At 71.4% G+C, this 22,015-nt stretch carries 17 protein-coding genes and 1 pseudogene; 8 read left to right on the top strand and 10 right to left on the bottom strand.

The features are described from left to right. A pseudogene (locus tag AB0883_RS29800) lies at window positions 1-168 on the top strand (4-oxalocrotonate decarboxylase); the annotation flags it as partial. Next, on the top strand, window positions 165-629 hold the full coding sequence (locus AB0883_RS29805; RefSeq protein WP_366644605.1) for a RidA family protein: 465 nt from the start codon (window positions 165-167) through the stop codon (window positions 627-629). The pseudogene AB0883_RS29800 and the gene AB0883_RS29805, both read left to right, overlap by 4 nt. 39 nt (window positions 630-668) lie before the next feature. On the opposite strand, the gene AB0883_RS29810 is transcribed toward AB0883_RS29805, so the two are convergent. The 6 genes from AB0883_RS29810 to AB0883_RS29835 form a co-directional block, all read right to left on the bottom strand. Beyond that, entirely contained in the window at window positions 669-2,585 is a 1,917-nt protein-coding gene (locus AB0883_RS29810) for a DUF2075 domain-containing protein (RefSeq protein WP_366644606.1), read from the bottom strand. Between the two features lie 124 nt (window positions 2,586-2,709). Beyond that, window positions 2,710-3,051, bottom strand: a complete 342-nt coding sequence (locus AB0883_RS29815; protein WP_366644607.1) for a nucleotide pyrophosphohydrolase — start codon at window positions 3,049-3,051, stop codon at window positions 2,710-2,712. 201 nt (window positions 3,052-3,252) lie between these two features. Beyond that, window positions 3,253-3,927, bottom strand: a complete 675-nt coding sequence (locus AB0883_RS29820; RefSeq protein WP_366644608.1) for a G5 domain-containing protein — start codon at window positions 3,925-3,927, stop codon at window positions 3,253-3,255. Between the two features lie 390 nt (window positions 3,928-4,317). After that, window positions 4,318-4,776, bottom strand: a complete 459-nt coding sequence (locus AB0883_RS29825) for a SitI3 family protein (protein ID WP_366644609.1) — start codon at window positions 4,774-4,776, stop codon at window positions 4,318-4,320. Next, a complete protein-coding gene (locus tag AB0883_RS29830; RefSeq protein WP_366644610.1) occupies window positions 4,755-5,189 on the bottom strand; it encodes a hypothetical protein in 435 nt (144 codons plus the stop codon). Before AB0883_RS29830 ends, AB0883_RS29825 begins: the two co-directional genes overlap by 22 nt. A 185-nt stretch (window positions 5,190-5,374) precedes the next feature. Continuing rightward, window positions 5,375-5,902, bottom strand: coding sequence for a DUF6244 family protein (locus AB0883_RS29835; protein WP_366644611.1), 528 nt, complete (start codon window positions 5,900-5,902; stop codon window positions 5,375-5,377). A gap of 284 nt (window positions 5,903-6,186) precedes the next feature. Here AB0883_RS29835 and AB0883_RS29840 point away from each other — a divergent pair, with 284 nt between their 5' ends. The 4 genes from AB0883_RS29840 to AB0883_RS29855 all read left to right on the top strand — a co-directional run bounded on the left by AB0883_RS29840 (window position 6,187) and on the right by AB0883_RS29855 (window position 10,889). Continuing rightward, complete coding sequence (locus AB0883_RS29840) at window positions 6,187-7,071, top strand: sugar ABC transporter permease (protein WP_366644612.1); 885 nt, start codon at window positions 6,187-6,189, stop codon at window positions 7,069-7,071. Beyond that, window positions 7,068-7,898: a carbohydrate ABC transporter permease gene (locus AB0883_RS29845; protein WP_366644613.1), complete on the top strand. Its 831-nt coding sequence runs from the start codon at window positions 7,068-7,070 to the stop codon at window positions 7,896-7,898. Before AB0883_RS29840 ends, AB0883_RS29845 begins: the two co-directional genes overlap by 4 nt. A 20-nt stretch (window positions 7,899-7,918) precedes the next feature. Continuing rightward, a complete protein-coding gene (locus AB0883_RS29850; protein WP_366644614.1) occupies window positions 7,919-9,328 on the top strand; it encodes an ABC transporter substrate-binding protein in 1,410 nt (469 codons plus the stop codon). A 250-nt stretch (window positions 9,329-9,578) separates the two neighbouring features. Beyond that, on the top strand, window positions 9,579-10,889 hold the full coding sequence (locus AB0883_RS29855; protein ID WP_366644615.1) for a PQQ-binding-like beta-propeller repeat protein: 1,311 nt from the start codon (window positions 9,579-9,581) through the stop codon (window positions 10,887-10,889). An 82-nt stretch (window positions 10,890-10,971) separates the two neighbouring features. Here the strand turns inward: AB0883_RS29855 and AB0883_RS29860 are convergent, their stop codons facing one another. From AB0883_RS29860 to AB0883_RS29875, 4 genes are all read right to left on the bottom strand, one after another. Beyond that, entirely contained in the window at window positions 10,972-11,565 is a 594-nt protein-coding gene (locus AB0883_RS29860) for a hypothetical protein (protein WP_366644616.1), read from the bottom strand. Window positions 11,566-11,717: 152 nt separating this feature from the next. Continuing rightward, a complete protein-coding gene (locus AB0883_RS29865) occupies window positions 11,718-12,755 on the bottom strand; it encodes a hypothetical protein (RefSeq protein ID WP_366644617.1) in 1,038 nt (345 codons plus the stop codon). Window positions 12,756-13,024: 269 nt separating this feature from the next. Next, window positions 13,025-18,487: a carboxyl transferase domain-containing protein gene (locus AB0883_RS29870; RefSeq protein WP_366644618.1), complete on the bottom strand. Its 5,463-nt coding sequence runs from the start codon at window positions 18,485-18,487 to the stop codon at window positions 13,025-13,027. A gap of 276 nt (window positions 18,488-18,763) precedes the next feature. Then, complete coding sequence (locus AB0883_RS29875) at window positions 18,764-19,144, bottom strand: MmcQ/YjbR family DNA-binding protein (RefSeq protein ID WP_366644619.1); 381 nt, start codon at window positions 19,142-19,144, stop codon at window positions 18,764-18,766. 539 nt (window positions 19,145-19,683) lie between these two features. On the opposite strand from AB0883_RS29875, the gene AB0883_RS29880 reads away from it, so the two are divergent. Beyond that, the gene (locus tag AB0883_RS29880; protein ID WP_366644647.1) at window positions 19,684-20,907 is read left to right on the top strand and encodes a multidrug effflux MFS transporter; all 1,224 of its coding nucleotides are present in this window, start codon (window positions 19,684-19,686) and stop codon (window positions 20,905-20,907) included. A gap of 184 nt (window positions 20,908-21,091) precedes the next feature. Beyond that, window positions 21,092-21,928 (top strand): TIGR02452 family protein, encoded by an 837-nt coding sequence (locus AB0883_RS29885; protein WP_366644620.1) that lies wholly within the window; start codon window positions 21,092-21,094, stop codon window positions 21,926-21,928. Window positions 21,929-22,015: the final 87 nt, after the last annotated feature.

The following is a 22,015-nucleotide window of genomic DNA, read 5'->3' on the forward strand; positions in this document are numbered from 1 at the left end:
GCATTGGACGAAGGCATCCGCCTCGCCGGCCGCCACGGCGTACGACTGCGCGAAGGCTGGGTGTTCCTCGCCGGCGCCGCCACCGCCGCCGTCCCCCTCAAACCCGGCGCCCACGTCCGCGCCGTCGTCGAACACCTCGGCACCGCCACCCTGCGAGCATCGGCATGACCACAAGCCACGACACGACCGCGAACCACGGCACGACCGGCCAGGGCGGGAGAGCACAGGCGCACGTCGTCGCCGGCAAGGCCGTCCCCCGCGGCGCGTTCCCCCACGTCAAGGTCGCCGGCGGCTTCGTCTTCGTCTCCGGCACCTCCAGCCGACGGCCCGACAACACCTTCGCCGGCGTCGAAGTCGACGAGTTCGGCACCACCAACCTCGACATCCGCACACAGACCCGCGCCGTCATCGACAACATTCAAGATCTGCTGCGCACCGTCGGCGCCGACCTGAGCGACCTCGTCCAGGTCACCACCTACCTCGTCAACATGAACGACTTCGGCGGCTACAACCAGGTCTGGGCCGAATACTTCGACGCCACCGGACCCACCCGCACCACCGTCGCCGTGCACCAGCTACCCCACCCGCACCTGCTCATCGAGATCCAGGCCGTGGCCGTACTGCCCTGACCTGCCGGTGAGCAGGGCTTCCGGTGCCGCTGGCGGGCCTCAGGATGAGCCGAAGCTCCTTGAGGACGATGAGGCCTCGTAGACCGTCTCCAGACCGCGCTCCACGCGGACCAGCGAGGCCAGCCATTCCCGCGTCTCCGGGTCGGTCGAGTAGAGCAACGTGCCGCGCATGCCCCGCGTCATCAGCACCTTGTAGGTGTTGCGGATCAGACGGTCCGCCTCGGCGTCGCTGAGCGTCTTACGGCTGCGGAACGCCGGATCCTTCGACTCGGAGCGCCGGGTGACCAGCCGGCCGTCGCGGGCGACCAGATCCGGGCCGATGATGACCCCCGACCACTCGTACTCGAAGCCCTGAGCGGTGTAGACGCAGCCCACCTGGCCGAATCCGTTGGGGTCGGTGGCCCAGAACGCGCTGCCCGGCGCGTCGCCGACGCTGCGGTCGCTCCTGACGTTCCAGGGCCGGGACCAGTCGCCGACCTGTACGTCAGGAACCAGAGTGTCATCCGGGCGCGGTTCGCTCCACGGCCAGCAGTACCCCGCCGACATCCGTGCCGTCTCGCCGGCCGCCTGCTTCGTGGCGAGAAACGACTCCAATTGCTCCGGTGAGTCGGCGAGCCGCAAGTCGAAGCGGCCGTCGCCCATCCAGACCGCCGGCTCGCCGTCGTCGAGGCCGAGCAGGTCGAGGACCCACTGTTCGTACACCTCGCTGCCGCCGCAACGGAACTGGTCGTGCAGCGACACCACCTCAACCTCCAGGCCGAGTTTCTCGGCGTAGCGGGAGATGACGTCGACGCTGCCGAGCTCGCCGGGCTTGACCACCTGGTGCTCATCGAGCAGGAACACCGGCACCCGCGCGGCGGCGATCAGCTCGTCTATCTGCGGACGGGCCTTTTCCCGCTTGGCCTTCGGCGTGAACCGGTTGACCGAGGTCTCCCGGATCCGGTGCGCCTCGTCGCAGATCAGCACGTCGAACCCGTTGCGTTCCGCCGTCATGAAGCTGTTGAAGTAGGCGAACAGGTTCTTGATGCGCGTGGATCCCTTGCCGGCGTACCGGCGCAGAGTCTGTGTGAACGATCGTGAGCCGGTGGCGTGCATGACCGACCGGTTCTGCCGGGCCAACTCGCCGAGCACCGACAGGGCGATCACGCTCTTGCCGCTGCCCGGCCCGCCCGCGACCACCACGACCGACTTGCGGTCCGCCGACCGGGCCCGCTCCACCGAGTGGAGAACCAGCTCGTACGCCAGGCGCTGTTCGTCCAACAGCGTGAAGTGCGAGCGTTCCTTCAGTTCCTGGGCCGCGTACGACAGGAGGTGCCTGCTGGGCCGGACGGAGCTGGTGAGGAAGCGGTCCGCGGCGGGCGCGCCCGCCGCGGGTGCCAGGTGCGTGCGGAGGTAGTCGAGGAACTGGCCGCGTCGCTGCTTGGTGAAGATCCGGCTCTGCTCGGTGGGACGTCGCGCGAACAGGTCGTTGACGTCTCGGTCGACGGCGTTGTGCAGGTACGCGGCACCACGCACCGGACTGCGCCGGTCGGCGAGGACACCGAGGAAGTCCGTGAGGTACTCGCAGTAGTCTCCGACCTGCACGCCGGGGTGCAGCCGCGGACCCCGGGCATGTTCCACCAGGACGAGCCGGTCAGAGCCCTCGTACGACTCGGCCTGGGACCATTGCTTCAATTCCAGGACCACGTAGGAGTCCTCGGCGGTCCTCGGGTCCACGCCGGCCAGCACCACGTCGACCCGCTTGCTGGTCAGGGGAAGCTGGTACTCGACCAGAACCTCCACCTGCCCCAGCCCGGCATCGGCGAGATCCTGCCCGAGCACCAGGAGGCTGCGGGACCAGGACCGGCGCTCACTCTCGCTCACGTTCTGGCGGAGGTGTTCCGCGATCCGGTCGGCCAGAGTGCCGTTGGCGGCCAGCCGGAGCAGACCGTTGGCGGAGGTACGGAACGCTGACAACACTTGCCCCCGGGCAGCACGAAATGATCGTGCGCATGGGGGGCATGTCCGGCCACAGCCGGAAGCCCGTCGTTACGCGCCTGTATGAGGGGACTGTAGCGAAGAGATCAACTCAGCGCCACGATCAAGGCCGTGCCTTTGCGGCCGAGCCCTTCGCCCGGTCCACCGGATAGCGGACGGCCACCTCGTCGAGCTTGGTCATGGCGGCTTCGACGAGGTCGATGTCGAGCACGTCGGCGAGTCGCGTCAGATAGACCATCACGTCGCCGATCTCGGCCTTGACCCGGGGACCGGCCTCCGGGTCGGACATGACCTCGGCGGCCTGCTCGGGCGTGAGCCACTGGAACTCGGCAAGCAGTTCACCCACCTCGCCGGCTAGCGCCATGGCCAGGTTCTTGGGTGTGTGGAACTGTTGCCAGTCGCGCTCGTCCGCGAACGCGCGTAGGCGTGCCGTCAGGAGATCCATTCGCGCGATCTTCCCACGCGGGTCGTGACCCGTCATGCGCTGTGCCCGCGGGGTTGATCAGGTCTGCCGCGATGGCGACCGTGGAACGGTCAGGCCCCGTACTGCCGGACCTGACCGTTCTGTCTTAGATTGACGACAGCGTCCTCGACGAACGTGAGCGTCCTGCCCTCGGTGCCCCTCGCAGTTGTCGCTGACCGGCGTTCAGTCGTCGCAGCCGACACCGTCGCCGTCACGGTCGAGGTCGTAGATGTCGCTACCCACCACCCGAACCGGTCCATGGACGTAGGCGGGCCCGTTACCGCTGCCACCAGCGCAGTCCACGTCACTGGCGACGGGTACGCACGCTCCGCTGTAGTTCGGATCGCACTGTCGGGTCTGCTTGGTACCGACCCTCACCACCTGCGTGACCGGCGCCCTGGTGATCTCCGACTTGATCAGCTTCTTTGCCGTCTGCGCACCGTCGGTGAAAATGACCTGGTAGGTGAGGGTCTTGACGCCGGCAACGCCCCGGGTGGTCACCTTCCTGGTGCCCTTGAGGAGAGAGGGGTCGCGGACAGTCCTGCTCCGGTAGGCGATCCTCTGCGTCTCGGTGACCGTGCGCGTTTGCACCACCGGCGCTGCGGACTCCGACGGTTCCGGCGACTGGGTGGGCGCGGCCTGCTGGGTGGGCACCTGCTCGGTCACGGTCGGGGAGGCGACATCGGAAGGTTGGACGGTCGGGATGGACTCGGCGGCCGGCTGCTTCTGGCCCTGCGGCTCCGGCGGGGGAGAGACCATCGCCGAGATGACGGCTCCCCCGCAGCACAGGAGCGCCAGCGTGACGGCGCTGATCAGCACGATCTTCAGTGGGCTGCGGCGCTTCGGCGGCGACTGCACGGGCCAGACCTCGGACGCCGTCGGGAACTGGCTGGTCGGGTACGGCGGGGTAGGGCCGCCGCGGCCGGACGGCATGGGTGGAGGAGGCGGGGGCGGGGTCTGCCCGTGCCACGGATCCTGCGAAGGCTGGTGTGTCACGGCTGAAGTGTGCGGAACAGGACCATCGTCCAGCACCGGTCGGGCAGCCACGTTCGGCAGCAGTCTCGCCGATAGCGCGCCATTCAATCGTTTGGCCGGCTGGCGCCGTCAGGCGAAGATCCCCGTCGATCGTCGGTACTCGCAGCGCGCCGGACCGGAGACGCCCGGCCGTCCGGCCCGGGTCGCTGCTCCGGGAAGGCCGAAGCTCCCGACATGTCGGTGGTCGGCTGAAGGACCTGCCGACGACACCGTCTACGCTTGTTCGGTCAGGATGTCGGCTACGTCGTAGTGTTCCCACCACGATGGCCTGTGCTTGCGGAGAATCCCGTTAACCCGCGTCAGGAGCAGCCAGTTCCCGTCGAGCATCAGCGCCGCGTCCTCGCTTCGGCTGGCGAGAACTCGTGCCACGGCCGTCACCATGTTGCGAACCCCCGCCTCTGACGGCTGGTTCTTGCGCATGCGGAAACTGATGTTGACGTACTGGTCGGGCTCCCATTCCCACTGGGATCCGTCGTCGTCCTCCGCGTCGTAGTAGCCGTTGCTGCCCGAGTAGACGGCGACCGCGTATCCGTGCCGCTCGTCGAGGTCGGCGCGGAACAGTCGCGGACGGCCGGCGTCGGTCGGCTGCTCGGTGGCTTCGGGTGCGGCGAGGTTGGCTACCCGCTCGACCGGGACATCGCCCGCCAGCGTCAGCTGATACTCGATGGCCAATGGTTGCCGCCTCCTCGGTTCCGCCGCACGATCTCGATGAGCGTGCCGCTGCGTGTCACCGCCACCAGTTCTTCGAGGCGGGGTATCGGCCAGTCGTCGAACTGCCGCTGCAGGGCGGCGAGGTCTCCGCGCCAGTCGTGGAGGTTCAGCACCACGCGTTGAGTCTGTTGACTGGCCACCTTATCGGAGACTCCTGTCCAGATTCCTCGCACCGCTCTCGAGGGCCTGGGGGAGTAGCAGTCGAACACGAGGCCCTCGATCAGGTAGTCCGGATCCTTGGCTACTTCCCCGGTGTCGCCCGTACGGGATCGGGCCTCGGCGATTTCCTGCTTGGTGGGGTTCTGGTGCACCTGGTATCCCCTGTCGGCGACGATGTCGGCGCACTGGTTCTCGAACTCCAGTGAACGCCGCACGTTGTGGTCCTCCTTCGGGGGGATCCGGGTGCGTGGTCCGGTCGGTGCGCCGCCAAGGGTGCCCGTGGCGGGCCTGGTCCAAGGCTTCAGGTCGTGATCGGCGGCGTCGGCGTCGTCCGCCGAGGAGGCGGTGGGGTCGGGGTCTGCGGTGGTGGGGCTGGTCGGGGTGGGGCCGCCAGCCCCGGTCAGTTTCCCGCCGACCCCAGTTGCCGGGCCTCGGCGATCGCCGTCTCGACCGCCTGCCGGGCGGTGGCGGTGCGTTGTACGACCAGCGTCAGGACCTGCGTGATCTGTTCCAGGGACTGGAGGAGGGGTCCGGGTTGGCCGCCGTGCAGGACGGTGGTGACGAGTTGTCGTGTCTGGCCGACCTGGGCGATGGTGGCGGCGGCGGTGTCGCGGATGCCGTCGACGGCGTGGTGCACGGGTGTCAGGCCGGTGATCGTCTCGTGTGGGCTGGCTTCCTGTGGGACGGCCGCGGTGCTCTTCGTGGCCTCGCCGATCGTGGTCGCGAGGCTGCCCAGGCCGCTGCGGACGGTTGCGATGCCGTCGCGTACGCGGGTGAGGCCCGCCGCCACGGCGGCGAAGCCGGCGCCGGCGGCGCGCAGGGCCACCTCCTGGGCCTGGTTGTCGGCGGCGGATGCCAGTGCCTGCGCCCTGTCGACGCCGGTCGTCAGCGCGCGCAGTTCCCCGGTGATCTTCTCGATGTGTGACACGCGGCCGACTTCCCCCGATCGACGACGGTGCGGTACCCGAAGCTGAAACCTAGCAACACGCGCCCCGGTCAGCCACCGCAAGGAACAGCGATGTGACGCCATGTGTACGGCGCGGGTTACGGCGATCGCCCTGCATAGAGGAGGCCTCGGACCCGGGTCTTGAAATGATGTCGATCCCTCGATGCCGTTGGTAGGGTGCTGCGGTGCCTCCCCCTTCCACCGTCGGCGCGCCACCGGGCGACCGCTCCCTGACCTCCCAATCCACGCCCTCCACCGCCCGACAGGTGCGGCGCGCACGCTTCAGCGAGTCCGGTCTCGCGTGGCTGATGCTGCTGCCCTCGGTGGGGGTCTTCGCCCTGTTCGTGTTCTGGCCGCTCGGGCGGACGCTGTACCTGTCGGTGCACGGCAACGACATCTTCGGCGCCGCGTCGGAGTACGTCGGCGCGGCGCACTACCGGGACATGCTGTCCGGGGAGTTCGGCAAGGTGCTGGCCACGACGGCGCTGTTCACGCTCTTCTCGGTGGTGCCGGCCGTGCTGGGCGCGCTCTTCGTGGTGCTGCTGCTGGAGGCGCGCATCCGCGGCGTACGGGCGCTGCGCACCGCGTTCGCGCTGCCGTTCGCGTTCTCGGTGGCGACCGCGTCGGTCATCTTCGCCGTCATCTACAACCCGGCGATCGGGGTGGCGAACGGCCTGCTCGGCTCCCTCGGCTTCGACCGGGTCAACTGGCTCACCGATCCGTCGATCGCGCTGGCCGCGGTCTGCGCCGCGACGGTGTGGATGAACTTCGGCTACAACATCCTGGTGCTCTCCGCCGGGGTCTCGGCGATCTCGCCCGAGGTGGTCGAGGCGGCGCGGCTGGACGGCGCGACCGGCTGGCGGCTGGCGTCGCGGATCACCGTGCCGCTGCTCTCGCCGCAGCTGTTCTTCCTCGTCGTGGTGTCCACGATCCACGCCCTGCAGAGCTTCGGGCAGATCCACATCCTGACCAAGGGCGGGCCGGACCAGGCCACCACGACGCTGGTCTACTCGATCTACGAGAAGGCGTTCGCCTTCGGCTCCTCCGACTTCGGCGCGGCCAGCGCGCAGGCCGTCGTGCTGCTGGTCATCATGCTCGGCTGCACGGCCGTCCAATTCGGCGTCCTCGAACGGCGGGTCCACTACCGATGAAAAAGCTCAACCTCGGGCGGGTCGCCGTCTACGTCGTGCTCGGCTTCGCGGCGATCCCCGTGCTCTTCCCGGTCTACTACGGCTTCGTCGGCGCGGTGATGGGCCCCGGCGACCTGGCGACCTATCCGCCCGCGCTGGTGCCGAGCGCGCTGCACTGGCAGAACATCACCGACGTGTTCCGCTCGGTGCCGCTCGGCCGCTTCTACGCGAACTCCGCCGTGCAGGCCGGGATCATCACGGTGGCGCAGGTGGTCACCAGCATCTTCGCCGCGTACGCCTTCGCGTTCCTCCGCCTGCCGGCGAAGGCCGCGACGTTCAGCCTGTTCCTCGCCACCCTCATGGTGCCGTGGGAAGCGATCATCATCCCCAACTACCTGGCCATCTCCGACTGGGGCCTGACGCGGGGCGGGCTGACGTACCTCGGCCTGGTGCTGCCCTTCCTCGCCTCGGCCTTCGGCACGTTCCTGCTGCGGCAGGCGTTCCTGCAGTTCCCGACCGAATTGCGCGACGCCGCGGTGATCGACGGGTGCGGCCACTGGCGACTGCTGTGGCGGGTCATCGTGCCGTTGTCCAAGCCCTCCATCGCGGCGGTCGGTGTCTACGTCTTCCTCTCGGCGTGGAACCAGTACTTCTGGCCGCTGATCCTGATCCGCGACACCGAGTTCCAGACGCTGCAGATCGGCATCTCCCAGCTCAACGACGCCGAGGCGGCGCAGCCGGGTCTCGTCCTCGCCGGCGTCGCGTTGTCGCTGCTACCCACGCTGGCCGTCGTGATCTTCGGCCAGCGTTACATCGTCCGCGGGCTGACCGCCGGGGCGCTGCGTTGAACCATCGAGAAGGAGAACCAATGAGAAGACCTCGGCTCCGCCGTACGGCGGCGGCGTTCGTCGCCGTCGTGGCCGCCGCCGCGCTCACGGCCTGCGGCGACTCCGGGTCCGGCACCGACGGCGGCAGCGGCGCGCTCGACGCGCCCGGTGCCGAGGTGCTGGAGAAGGCCACGGACAAGACCACGATCGAGTTCTGGCACGCGATGAAGGGGGCCAACGCCACCGCCGTCGACAAGCTCGTGGCGGACTTCAACGCCCAGAGCGGGGGCAAGGTCGAGGTCAAGGCGGTCTTCCAGGGAAGCTACGACGAGACGATCGCGAAGTACAAGGCGTCGGTGCAGCAGAAGAGCACGCCGGCCCTGGTGCAGATCTACGACATCGGCAGCCGCTTCATGGTCGACTCGAAGCAGGTCGTGCCGATGCACAAGTTCATCGAGAAGGACGGCTTCAACGCCGGCGACATCGAGCCGAACATCGCCAGCTACTACTCGGTCGACGGCAAGCTCTGGTCGATGCCGTTCAACTCCTCGACGCCCCTGCTCTACATCAACAAGGAGGCGTTCGAGCGGGCCGGCCTCGACCCGACGAAGCCGCCGAAGGACCTCACCGAGATCGGTGAGCTGGCGAAGAAGCTGACGGTCAAGGACGCCAGCGGCAAGACCGTCCAGTACGGCTTCAACGCCGCCATCTACGGCTGGCTGGTGGAGCAGCTGCTCGCCACCGACGGCAAGGAGTACTGCGACAAGGGCAACGGGCGCAGCGGCCTGGCCACCAAGGTGCAGTTCGACCAGGAGACGGCCGTGCGGGTTGCGCAGTGGTGGACGGACCTGGTGAAGGGCGGCTACGCGACGAACACCGGCCGCAAGACCGACGACGCCCAGGCCGCGTTCAAGTCGGGCACGGTCGCCATGCACCTGGAGTCCACCAGCGTGCTGCGCGGCTACGTCGACGCCGCGAAGGGCAAGTTCACCGTGCTCACCGCCCCGTACCCGAAGGTGAGCGCCTCCTCCACGGGCGGACCGATCATCGGTGGCGCCTCGCTGTGGATCAACGGCGTCGGCCACAGCGACAAGGAGAAGCGGGCCGCCTGGGAGTTCGTGAAGTTCGCCTCCGGCCCGGTCGAGCAGGCCAAGTGGCACACCAGCACCGGGTACGTGCCGATCAACGCCAAGGCGCTCGACGAGCAGATCGACAAGGACTGGATGGCGAAGTTCCCCCAGTTCCGCACCGCCGTCGACCAGCTGCACGCGCTGCCGCCGTCGGTCGCGTCGGCCGGCTGCCTGCTGGGCGTGATGCCGCAGGCCCGTAAGGCGTCCGAGGACGGCCTCGAGGCGGCGATCGTCGGCAGCAAGCCCGCCGAGCAGGCCATGAAGGACGCGGCGGCGAGCGTGCAGGGCGCCATCGACAGCTACAACAAGTCGGTCAGCTGACCACCGCACCGGGTTGATCGTCGAGAAGGGCCGGTTCCGCCCGGAACCGGCCCTTCTCCGCTGCCGCCCGCCGGACGCCGTCGGACCCGGCCGGAGGACCTCCGCGCGAGCGGGCCGGTCGCCGGCGCATCCCGTACGGCGTGGAGTGCGGGCGGTTCCTAGGGTGGGCCTTGTCCACCGATCGAGGGAGAAACCGTTGTCGCCGTCGCACCGCCCACCCCGTCGGAGCCTGGCAGGGGCAGCCCTGGGGTTGATCATCGGGCTCACCGCCTGCACCGGGCCCCGGACGGAGCCGCCGGAGCGGCCGGCGCCGCGGGTCGAGGTGACCCAGGAGAGCCTGCGCGGTGGCGACACCGGAGCGGAGCGGGAGGGCCCGGAGCCGATCTGGTCAGTGACGGCCGACCGGCTCGACCAGCCGTTGACGCAGCTCGGCCAGGTCGTCGTCGTGCCGGACGGACGGGAACTGCGGGCGGTGGACCGCGCCACGGGGCAGGACCGCTGGCGGCACCCGTTCCCGGTGAGCTACCAGTACACGGTCGCCGGCGATCTGATCGTCCTCAGCGCCAGCGACGGAGGGCCGCTGGAGGTGCTCGACGCGGCCACTGGCGCCACCCGCTGGCGGGCCGAGGACACCCAGGACGTCGTCGTCCAGCAACAGGTCGTGTACGACCGGGAGTGCGTCGGCACCGGACGGTCGGCGAAGTGCGTCGTCGTCGCCCGGGACGTCCGCGACGGTCGCCAATTGTGGAAACTGCCCGCCGACCGGTTCGCCCGGGTGAGCGACGAGGCGCTCGGCGTCCGCGCGCCGTACGCCGCGCCGACCCAGCGGTACGTGGCGGCGCGGCTGAACGGGCGTACCTACACGACCGTCGCACCCACCACCGGCAGGGTCGGCGCCGGACGCCTGCCGAGCCGGGCCTGGTACGGCTTCGTCGCCGACGGCCTGCTGGTGACCACCGACAACGATCCGCCCCGGGGCGACCGGCGGTGCACGGTCAGCATCGCCACCGTCGCCGCGGCCACCGGTGCCAGAGGCTGGTCCGGCGAGGTCTTCAGCGGGCGCCGCGAGGACGGGGAGTGTGCCAAGCGACTGGCGCACGACCACAGCGGGCTGACCCTGATCGGGTCCGGCACCCGGCTCGTCGCGGTCACCGCCGCCGGCCGGCCCCAAATGGTCGACCTGCGGACCGGCAGGAAGCAGTGGGAGGGCGTCACCTCCGGCGTGCCGGTTGACGGGGACGACCGCTCCGTGCTGGTGCGGCGCACCGCCGACGAGGGCGAGCTGGCCCTGCTCGACGCGGCCACCGGCGCGACACGGTGGAGTGCGCCGGATCCGGGTTTGTCCGGCACCTCGGCGAGCTGGCGGTCGAGCGTGACCGGACGCCTCGTGGCGGTCAGCGGCGCGGCAGGTGGTCGGCCGGTCGTGCTCGTCCACGACGCGTCGACCGGTCGCCAGCTCGGCCGGTATCCCGGTTGGCTCGCCGGAGCCGGGGACGACTGGGTCGCGGTCAGCCACTCCGGGGGACCGGACGGGATCGCCCTGGACCTGTACGCCTTCTGAACCGGCCCGCCGGAGCGTCGCGGGCCGACGGCCGTGTCCACCGCCGGCCCGCGCGCACGGCCGGACCGCCGCGGGCCCGGCCTCAGCCGGCGAACGGTGGCAGCGCCGCGAAGCCGGGGTGCACCTGGACCTGCTGTGCGAGCTGGGCCATCACCTGGCGTACCCGGGTCAGCGGGTGCTGCGGGAACCGGGCGTCGTACGCCGGATCGTCGGCGACGTGCGACGGCAGGCCGCCCTCGCCCTCGGACCCGTACGGGTGGGGCCTGAAGTAGTTCGCGGGGCCGACCTGGCCCATGACCATCGCCTCCCGCTGGCCGAACGCCGCGCTCTCGGCGGCCTGCACCCGCAGCACGGCGCTGCACGCGGCCTTCGGCACGATGTAGCTGCCCAGGAACGCCTGGCCGTGGGGCTGGTTGGGCAGCTTGACCTTGATGAGCTGGCGAAGCGCGGGCTGGCCGCCGACCGGCATGACGTCGGCCTCGACCAGCGCACCGCCCTGGGCGGCGGCCATCTTCGCCATCCCCCTGCGCAGCGTGGGCGGGTCCGTCAGTGGGGCGGGTAGGTCGGGAACCAGGTTGAAGAAGGACGCCTGGATCACGATCCGCTCGTCGTTGGCCCAGCTGTCGGCGGCCACCTGCTGGAAGCCGGGGAGGAGGAAGTGCGCGAAGGGGTGCATGGGCTCCGATCGTGCCAGATGCCGTGGCGCGTGGTCCCCGGCCTGTCCTGGCCGGGGACCACGGCGGAACGCGTACTACTTGGCGGCGGCCGACGGCCGCGGCTTGACGCGGAACGAACCCAGGATGATGTGACGCATCCGTACACCTCCTCTCAGCTGGTGGTGGTCAGAGACCGGGCGTGGTCGAGGGCGTCCGTCAGTTCGTCCTCGTCCACGACCAGCCGTTCTGTCAGCAGGCAGGTGCCGACCGGCGTCGTCACCAGGCTGCTGCCGGCCCTGCGGTGGACGTCCACCCGCGAGCCGGCGCCGGGCCGCTCGTCGAGCGGAAATCCGAAGCTCAGCCTGTGTACGCCCGCCCGGCCCGGGCGGCGCATGTCCTTCTCCCGGCGCGCCAGCGGCCGCAGCGCCTCGGCGGTGCGGCGCCACCGCTCGGACACGCTCACCCACTCGTCCGTGCGGACGATGAGCTGACGCAGCTCGGGCGCGAGCGCCAGGCGCGCGGCGTGCTCGCAGACCACCTCGGTCAGGCCGTCGCCCAGCCGTCGCTCCAGCGCCTCGGCGAGCACCAGCAGATCCAGCAGGTCCTTGATCCGGTACTTGCGCTGGAACCGCTCCTCGGCCACGGCGAAGAGCCCGCACAGGTCGTCCTGTTCCACCGGCGCGACCCGCACCGGGACCCCTCGAAGGTCGCCGGCGAAGGTGAAGGTGGTGACGTCGGCGCCCATCGGCTTGTCCAGGTGCGCCTCGGCCGCGGGCCACTTCATCGCCACGCCGACGTGCACCTCGTCGGGGCCTTCCAGGATGCTGACCGCCTGGGGTACGGCCCCCGAGCGGTCGACCAGGTCCCGTACGCAGGACCAGAGGACATCCTGGTTCGGGGCGTACAGGTCGACGTCTCCCGACTGCCGCAGCAGACCACCCGGATAGCGCCGGGCGATGCACGGGCCCTTGAGGACCGTCGCTCCGTACCGGCCGGCCAACTCGGCACCGGTCGCGTGGAGTGTCTCGACGCGCCGCTCCCAGCGGCGCAGGTACGCGCCCTCCGCCTCGTTGAGTTCGAGACCCCGGGCCACGGCGGACGAGAGCCAGGTGGCCAGAATTCCCTTGCGGTTGGCCATGTCGGCGACCCGCCAGGTCGGCAGATCCGGCGGTGCTCCGAGCAGGCGGTCCACGACGTCAAGCTCGACCATGGGATTCAGCAGCCTCACCGCGAGAACGGATCGATCTGCCGCAGGGTCCCGTCGACGGCCATATTTTCTCGATATCCGGAGGCCGGGCCGTGCCTGAGAGGGCTCCTGAGGGCCGGCCGTACCGCAGCCCGCCGTCGACCAGGCCTGCGACGCAGCGGTCGCCCGCACCGGCACGGACGCGCAACGCGTCCGCCCGGTACGGGCGCCCGGTAAACGAGCGGGCCGGCGCGACGCGCCACGGCGAGTCCTCGCCGTGGCGCGCGCCTCCGTCAGCGCAGGCGGGCCTCGATGGCCTCGATGATGCGCGGGCGCAGTTCCGCCGCGCGGATGACGGCGTCGACGGAGCCGACCTCGACCGCGCGCTGGATGTTGTGCACCCGGTCGAACTCGGCGGCCACCTCGCCCAGCTTCTCCACGCGTACCGTCGAGCGCAGCTCGTCGAGCTCCGCCGTCAAGGTCGCGCGATCGGTGCCGGAGGCCGCCGCGACACGGGCCTCCAGCTCCCGCACGCGCAGGTCGGCCGCGGTACGGGCGTTGACGTCGCCGGAGAACACCACCGCGGCGGCGGGGGCGCCGCCGAGCACCGAGGCGAACGAGCCTTCCAGCGCGAGCACGGTCATGTTCGGGTTCAGTGCCTTCGAGAACACCACGAACGCGCCCCCGTGGTACCGCGAGATCACGCAGAACACGATGGGCCCGCGGAAGTTCACGATCGCGCGGCCGATCTCGGCGCCGTACTCCAGTTGGAGATTGCGCATCGACTCGGGCGAGCCGTCGAAGCCCGACAGGTTCGCCAGCACCACCAGCGGCCGGTTGCCGCTGGCCGCGTTGATCGCCCGCGCGGCCTTCTTCGACGACCGCGGGAACAACGTGCCCGCGGTGTAGGTGTCCGGGCCGTCGGTGGGCGGAAAACCGCGTCGCGGCACCGACCGTGACTCGATGCCGATCAGGCACACCGGCATGCCACCCAGGTGTACGTCCTGCACCGCCACGGTCTCCGCGTCGGCCATGCCCGCCCACCGTTCCAGCACCGGGTGGTCCTGGTCGGAGAGCGCCCGCATCACGGTCCGGATGTCGAACGGCTTCTTGCGGTCCGGGTTGGCCTCGGCGGAGAAGATCTCGCCGACGGTGGTGAAGTCGCTGCCCGCCACGACGTGGGGGAAGCCGGAGATGTCGCGGTCGACGGGGTCGGTCGTCCGCGCCCGCCGCGGCCCCTGCTCGCCGGGTGCGACGTACGTGTGCTCGTAGTGCGCCATCAGCACGTCCCTCGCGGCGGCCAGGTTCGGCGCCCAGTACTGCGCCTGCCCGTTCGGGCCCATCACCCGGTCGTAGCCGCCGATGCCGAAGTTGTCCTCGGCCGAGACGCCGCCGGAGAAGTCGAGCGACTGCTTGCCGGTGAGCACCATCGCCGAGTCGGGCGTCATCACCAGGATGCCCTTGGTGTGCATCAGCATCGTCGCCTCGGCGTTCCAGTACGGCTGCGCGCCGACGGTGATGCCCGCGACCACGATGTTGATCTCGCCGCCGTCCTGGGTGAACTCGACGATCCGCTTGAGCGCCGCGGCCACCCAGTCCATGTTCTCCGTGCCGGACTGCATGGAGATCCGGGCGCCCGCGGACAGCGCGTACCACTCCAGCGGCACCTGCATCCGCTCGGCCAGGTCCAGCGCGGCGATCACGCGGCGGCACTCCGGCTCCGACAGCGCGCCGAGCGCCTTCGTCGGGTCGCCGAGCAGCACGACCCGGGTGACGCCCTGCGGGTGCCGCCGGGTCGGCGTGGTCACCACGCCCGCCACGATCGCGGCGCTGTTGCGCCCCTTCGGCCGCTCGACCGGCACCAGCGCGTGGTTCTCGTCGAGGTCGTGCTCGACGAACGTGCCGAGCAGGCCGGTCAGCTCGTACGGGTAGACCGCGTTGCGGCTGCTCGCGCGCAGCACCTTCTGCCGGTAGTCGTCGAGCGGCTCGACCGGCTCGTCCGACGGCTCGCCGACGGTCAGCGCGGTGCCGCCGGTGGCGTCGAACGAGACGCGTACGGAGATCTTGGTCAGCTCGCCGGTCCTGCGGTCGCGCTGCCGGGCGATGAACAGGATCTCCTCCAGCCCGGCGCCCGCGGTCGTGGGCAGCACCCGCCGGGCGATCATCTCCAGCTCCGCGCGGGTGAGGTCGCTCGGCGGCCAGACGTAGACCACGATCCGGTTGGTGCTGAAGCGCTTCCTCGACGGCCGCCGCGACTGGGCGCGGCGGATCGAGTCGAGACAGGTGGCGAGCACGTCCTCGGCCGTCGGCAGCGCCACCAGCCTGCCGTCGTGCTCGCGCAGCTCGGTCAGGTCGCGCACCTGCGCGAACGCGACGAGGCGGTCGTCCGACGGGTTCTCCCGCGCCACGCACTGGAAGAGGTAGACCTCCTCGTCCGACGACGGCAGCCGGGTGAGGTCGAACTTGCTCAGCCGCTCCATCTGCATCCGCTGCGCGATGTACGGGTGCAGGCCGCGGATCAGCCGCTCCTCGATCATCCCGAGGGTCGACGGACGGAACGTGAAGTGGTGGTGCATCACCGCGCCGCTGCGGCCCGCGACGGTGGTGGTGAGCCTGCGGACCTGGTTCGGCAGCGGGTGCGCGCTGACGACCTCGTGCAGCGCGGCCGCCATCGCGTCGAAGTCCGCCGGCTGGTTCTCCCAGGCCAGGTAGATGTCGACGTCGATCGCGTCGTGGCCGCCGGCCAGCTCCGCGAGGCCACGCAGCGCGCTGCCCAGCGCGTCGAAGCCCACGGCGGCGGAGACCACGCACGAGCCCGTCCGCTCGGCGACGACGAACGTGCAGCCCTCGACCTCGCTGGTGCGTACGCCGGTGAGGTCCTTGTTGCCGTAGTACCGCCGGGTCAGCACCTCCAGCATGACCGCGTTGTCGAGGTCGTCGCGGACGAGCCGCTGGCCGAGCAGCCGCACCAGCGGCTCGGTGGAGCGCACCATCTCGGCGATGCGCTCGGCACGGTCCGACGCGTCCGGGTGCGCGTCCAGGTGGCGCAGGTGCCGGCGTACGTCGGCGTAGACGCGGGCGCGGTTGCGGCGCAGCAGCGGCTGGGCGAACCAGGCGAACACCACGCCGCGCGCGAGGTCGCAGACCACGGGGAAGCGGACCTGGGTCGCTGCCACCAGCCGCTCCAGCGCGAGACCGGCGGGCTCGCGCAGCGACTCGTCCGGCGGCGGCTCCCGCAGCCAGGCGCGCAGCAGCGTCGCGACGACCGTGGCGTCGGCGGAGGCGCGTTGCAGGGCGAGGAAGATCCGGAACACGGCGGCTTCGAGCGCGGGGGAGCGCTCCAGCTCGGTGACGCCGTAGTGCGCGAGCGCCTTGGCGAGCTTGGCCTGGAAGGCCTCCGGCAGCCCGGCCCGGTCGACGTCGAGGTACTGCAGGTAGGTGTGGAAGTACTCGCGTGCGCTCGGCACGTGGCCGGTGCCGCCGCCGTCCTCGCCCGTCGGCCGGTTGCGGCTGAGCTCGGTGAGGTCGGCGAACACGTCGATGAGGCCGAGTTCCTCGGCCAGCGGGCGGTGGCCGTCCTCGGTGGCCGCCCGGCGCGCGGCGAGGTAGTCGTCGAGCAGCCGGCGCTCGTCGTGTGGGTCGACGTCGAAGCCGAGCAACAGGCTGCGCAGGTCCTCCTGACCGCGGGTGGCGCGCTCCCGCGCCGGGATGCTCGCGGGCGCGGCGGGCAGGTCCAGCTCGACGGACTCGGTCGCCGCGGCCTCCCCGGCCTCGGCGTCGTCGGCGAGCGGCTCCAGCCGCAGCAGCGGCGCGCCGGTCTCCACCTGGGTGCCGACGGACACGACGCATTCCTTCAGCCGCGCCTTGAACGGCGCCCGCAGCACCGTCTCCATCTTCATGCTCTCCAGCACCAGCACCGGCGCGCCCGCCTCGACCTCGGCGCCGACCTTCAACGGCGTGGCGACGACCAGCGCGGGCATGGGCGAACGCAGGACACCGCCCTCGTCGCGGGTGACCCGGTGCGCCACCCCGTCCACCTCGACCAGGTGGATCGGCCCGTGCGTGCCGATGAGCAGGCGGTACCGGGTGCCGTTGACGACGATCTGCCCGGTGTGCCGGTCGAAGCGCTCCAGCTCGACGTCGGCGGTGCGCACGGCGCCACCCGCTTCGACGCCGACGCGGAACCGGTGCGCGCCGACCCGCGCGACGCGCACGCGGTAGCCGACGCCGCGCAGCTTGAGGTCCAGCGGCCGGCCGCTCTCGTGCTGCACCTGCGGGCGTCCGCCGAACGCCGTCGACAGCAGCCGCTGCCGCTCGACGCGTTCCTCCTCCTCGTACGCCTCGATGGCGGCTGCCGCGAGCGCGACGGCGGAGTGCCGGTGCGAGACGAGCCTGCCCTCGCCCCGGACGCGGTCGATCCAGCCGGTGTCCGCGCTGGCGTCGATCACCTCGGGCTGGTCGAGCAGGTCCAGCACGAAGCTCTTGTTCGTCGCGCCGCCCTCGATGATCACCGTGGTCTGCGCCATCGCCCGGCGCAGCCTGCCGAGCGCCTCGTCGCGGTCGCGGCCGTACGCGATGATCTTCGCGATCATGGAGTCGAAGTCGGCGGGGATGGTGTCGCCCTCGCTGACGCCGGTGTCCACGCGGATGCCGGGCCCGGCCGGCAGGTCCAGCCGCGCGATGCGGCCGGGGGAGGGCGCGAAGTCGCGGTCGGGGTCCTCGGCGTTCAGCCGGGCCTCGATGGCGTGCCCGCGCTCGGCCGGCGGCTCGCCCTCGAGCCGCCCGCCCGAGGCCACGTGCAGCTGTGCCCGGACCAGGTCGAACCCGGTGGTGGACTCGGTGATCGGGTGCTCGACCTGCAGGCGGGTGTTGACCTCCAGGAACGCGAACAGCCGGTCGCCGGGGTGGTAGAGGAACTCGACGGTCGCCGCGCCGCGGTAGCCGACCGCGACGGCGAGCCGTTCGGCCGACGCCTTGAGTTCGGCCGTCTGCTCGGGCCCGAGCACCGGCGACGCCGACTCCTCGATGACCTTCTGGTTGCGCCGCTGCACGGAGCAGTCGCGGACCCCGAGCGCCCACGCGGTGCCCTGGCCGTCGGCGATCACCTGGACCTCGACGTGCCGGGCGCCGGTGACCAGGCGTTCCAGGAACACGACGCCGCTGCCGAACGCCCGCGCGGCCTCCTGGCTGGTGCGCTCGTAGGCGTCGGCCAGCTCGGCCTCGTTGGTGATCACGCGGATGCCGCGTCCGCCGCCACCGGCGGTCGCCTTGAGCATCAGCGGGTAGCCGATCTCGGCCGCCGCGGCCAGGGCGGCGTCCAGGGTCTCGACCGCGCCGCGGCTCCACGGCGCGACCGGCACGCCGACCTCCTCGGCGATCAGCTTCGCGCCGATCTTGTCGCCGAGCTTGCGCATGGCGTCCGGGCTCGGTCCGACGAAGGTGACGCCGACCCTCTCGCACAGCTCCGCGAACGCCGGGTCCTCGGCGACGAAGCCCCAGCCGACCCACGCGGCGTCGGCCCCGGTCTCCACCAGCGCGCGCTCCAGCACCTTCAGGTCGAGGTACGGGCGCGCGGACGCGGGACCGAGGTCGTAGGACAGGTCCGCCTCGCGGACGAAGGTGGCCGTACGGTCGACGTCGGTGTGCAGGGCGACGGTCTCGATCCGTGTCCCGGTCTCCGCGGCGATGTCCCGTACGGCGTGGATGAGCCGCATGGCGGCCTCACCACGGTTGACGATGGCGACACGACTGAACACCGACCGAGCCCTCCTTTTTGACCAATGATGCGGCGCGCCGCAACGCGGCGGCACCTTCGGCAGTGTCCACCCTTCCGCCTGTGGATCAAAAGGTCAGGGGTGCGAATGCGTTCGGCGTACGCGCGGGATTACGGCCTTGACCAGCCGAAACGCCGTCCGCAACCGTGATCGTTTCCCGGCATGTGTTGCGGTCGTCCACTTCGTGGGAGAGTGGTGCGCCCGGGGTGCACATATGTTACTGACGGGTTCGTGTCGACAGGTGTCGCGACGGGGGCCTCAGCGGGGACCGGTGCCGCCGTCGAGGTCGCCGACGAGCGAACCCGGAACACGCATGCGCCACGCGTCGGTGACGAGTTCCGTCAGACGGTCGACATCCACCTTCGCCAGCCGCAGCATGACCAGGGGCAGCCCCTCGTACGCGGGCGTGGTGAAGAAGACCTCGGGCTCGCCGAGGAGCAACGCCTGCTTCTCCGCCTCGTCGCCGACGTACAGCACCGCGACGTCGGTCCGGATCAGACGCGACGTGCCGGGTCGGCGCTCGGGATAGGACCAGACGAACCCCTTGTCGGCGACCCGGAAGTCGAAGCCCTCGCTGTCGATCTCGACCACGTGGGGCAGCGCCAGCGCCACGTGACGGACGTCGTCGGCGTCAGCCATCGGGGTTGCTCCGCAACATCGTCTCCCGCACCCGCGCAGACTAGCCGCTGCACGGCGCGTGACCGCCGCGGCATCGAGCCGGGCGGTGGGGCGGGCCGCCGCAGACCGCGAACGGCACGCCACCGACAAGGCGCGAAGCCCACAAGACCACGTGCTGGCGCGACGATGACCGTGGGCCGGGCGGTAGCCCCCCGGTCGCACGAGTGGACCTCCCTCTCCAGACACCTGGGGCGCGCGGGGTCCGGTTGCGGCGAGTCCTCCGCCGCGGATGAGAGCATGGTGCTGGCGCGCGGGCCCGACCGGCGGGAACCGGCTGCGCGCAGCGGCTCCGGTCGCCGTCCGACCGCCACCGCCCGACTGTGAACTCCGTTACCTCCCCGCCGAGCGGGAATGAGATCACCGGATCCGGATTTGGAGCCAGATGTGACTCCTGCACTCTTCCCAGCCCGGCTGCGTACCGACCGGTCGGAGGCGAGCCGATGACGGCCGCCGTCGACGCCCCGCGGGGGCCGGCAGCCCCGCTGACGCCCGGTGACCTGATGAGCCCCCGGCAGCGCCTGCGGCTCGTCCTCGTCCTCGGGTCGCTGATCGCGGTGGGTCCGCTGACCATCGACATGTACCTGCCCGCCCTTCCCGCGATCGTCGACGACTTCCGGACCACGTCGGCGGCGGTCCAGCTGACCCTCACCGGCACGCTGGCGGGCCTCGCCCTCGGCCAGTTGCTGATCGGCCCGCTGTCCGACGCCGTCGGCCGGCGCGCGCCGCTGATCGCGGGCATCGCGCTGCACGTCGTGGCGTCGCTGCTCTGCGTCGTCGCGCCGACCATCGCGATTCTCGGCGCGTTGCGGGTGGTGCAGGGCCTCGGTGTCGCCGCGGCCTCGGTGGTCGCGATGGCCGTGGTCCGTGACCTGTTCGACGGCGCGGCCTTCGCGAAGCTGCTCTCCCGGCTGCTGCTGGTCATGGGGGCGGCGCCGATCCTCGCGCCGACCCTCGGCGGCGGGCTGCTGCGCTGGACGGACTGGCGCGGCGTGTTCGTGGCGCTGGCCGCCTTCGGTGTGCTGCTCGTGGTGGTCGCCGCGCTCGGGCTCCGCGAGACGCTGCCCGCCGAACGGCGCCGGCGCGGCGGGGTGGTCGCGACGGTGGGCGTGTACGGCTCGCTGCTGCGCGACCGTACGTTCGTGGGCCTGGTCCTGGTCGCCGGACTGGCCATGGCGGCGTTGTTCGCGTACGTCGCCGGGTCGTCGTTCGTCTTCCAGGAGCAGTACGGCCTGGACGAGCAGCAGTTCGGGTTCGCCTTCGGAGCGGGCGCGGTCGGCCTGATCGCGGCGACCCAGTTCAACGTGCGGCTGCTGCGCCGCCACTCGCCGCAGCGGATCCTCGTCGTCGCCCTGGCCGCGGGGAGCGTGGCCGGGCTGGCACTGCTGGCCTTCGCCGTGACCGGGCTCGGCGGGCTGCCGAGCCTGCTGGTGTCGTTGTGGGTGGTGCTCGCGGCGGCGGGCCTCGCGATGCCCAACGCGCCGGCCCTGGCCCTGTCCCGTCACGGGGAGGCGGCCGGCACGGCCTCCGCCCTGCTCGGCGCCGTGCAGTTCGGCGTCGGTGCGCTGGCCGCGCCCCTGGTGGGCGTCCTGGGCACCGGCGCGGTGGCCATGTCCGTCGTCGTCGCGGGCGGCATGCTGGCGGCGACGGTGGTCCTGCTCGTCGTCGTACGGCCGTCCCGGCTCGCCGACCTCGAACCGGACGCGGTGGTCCTGGCCGCGCACTGAGCGGGCACACCGGTGCGCCGCCCCGTTCGGGGTCGACCCGCACGCGCGGCTCCGCGTCGGCCGGGCATCCCGGCACGGCGAGCGTGGCGATCGGAGGCGGGGAAAGCAGTTGTCGGGCGCAACGGCGGCGGCCTAGCCTGCTGGTTGTGCATGCCCCCTGCCGGCGAATGCGCCGGGTGCGCCGGTGAGCAGCCGCCTTCGTGAGATCGCCCGACAGACGGTGGCCATCGCCGAGTCGGGTCGGTACCGCAACGGCGCCGGCGACGAGGTCGTCATCGGTGCGCAGGTGCGCGCCGCGGTCGCCGGCACCCGTCACCACCTTCCCGACGAGACGCTCACGGTCGGCGACACGCGGGTGGGGGCCGGCGCCGTCGAGGTGACGTACGAGTCGACGTTGCAGGCGGCCCGCCGGCTCGGTCCGGACGCGGCGTGTCTGGTGTTCGCGTCGGCCAAGAATCCGGGCGGCGGGTTCCTCGGCGGGGCCAAGGCGCAGGAGGAGAGCATCGCACGATCCTCCGCGCTCTATCCGTGCCTGCTCGCCGCGCCCGACTTCTACGCCTTCCACCGCGGCCAACGCGACCTGCGGTACAGCGACCGCGTCGTCTACTCGCCGCGCGTGCCGGTGTTCCGCGACGACAAGGGCGGGCTGCTCGACCTGCCGTACACGACGTCGTTCCTCACCGCCGCGGCGCCGAACCTCGGCGCGATCGTCCGCAACCAGCCCGCGGACGCCCCCGACGTGCCGGCGGTGCTGGCCCGGCGTGCGCGGCGGGTGCTCGAGGTGGCCGCCGCGCACGGACATCGGACGATCGTGCTGGGCGCGTGGGGGTGCGGGGTGTTCCGCAACGACCCCGCCACGGTGGCGGGCGCCTTCGCCGACGCGCTGCGGATCATCGACCGGTTCGACCGGGTGGTGTTCGCCATCCGCGACAACCTCTCGGGTACCCCCGTGTACGGCGCGTTCGCGGCACGCTTCAGGAGCACCGCGCCGGCGCCGGCGGGCGACGCCCGCCGCGGGTGAGCGGTCCGGCCCGGCGTCGCGCCGAGGCCGACCCGGCGGTGGCCGCGCGGCCGCCACCGCCGCGCAGCCGCCACCGTCGCGCGGTAG

The organism is Micromonospora sp. NPDC047812, assembly GCF_040704175.1.
Classification (GTDB): Bacteria; Actinomycetota; Actinomycetes; order Mycobacteriales; family Micromonosporaceae; genus Micromonospora.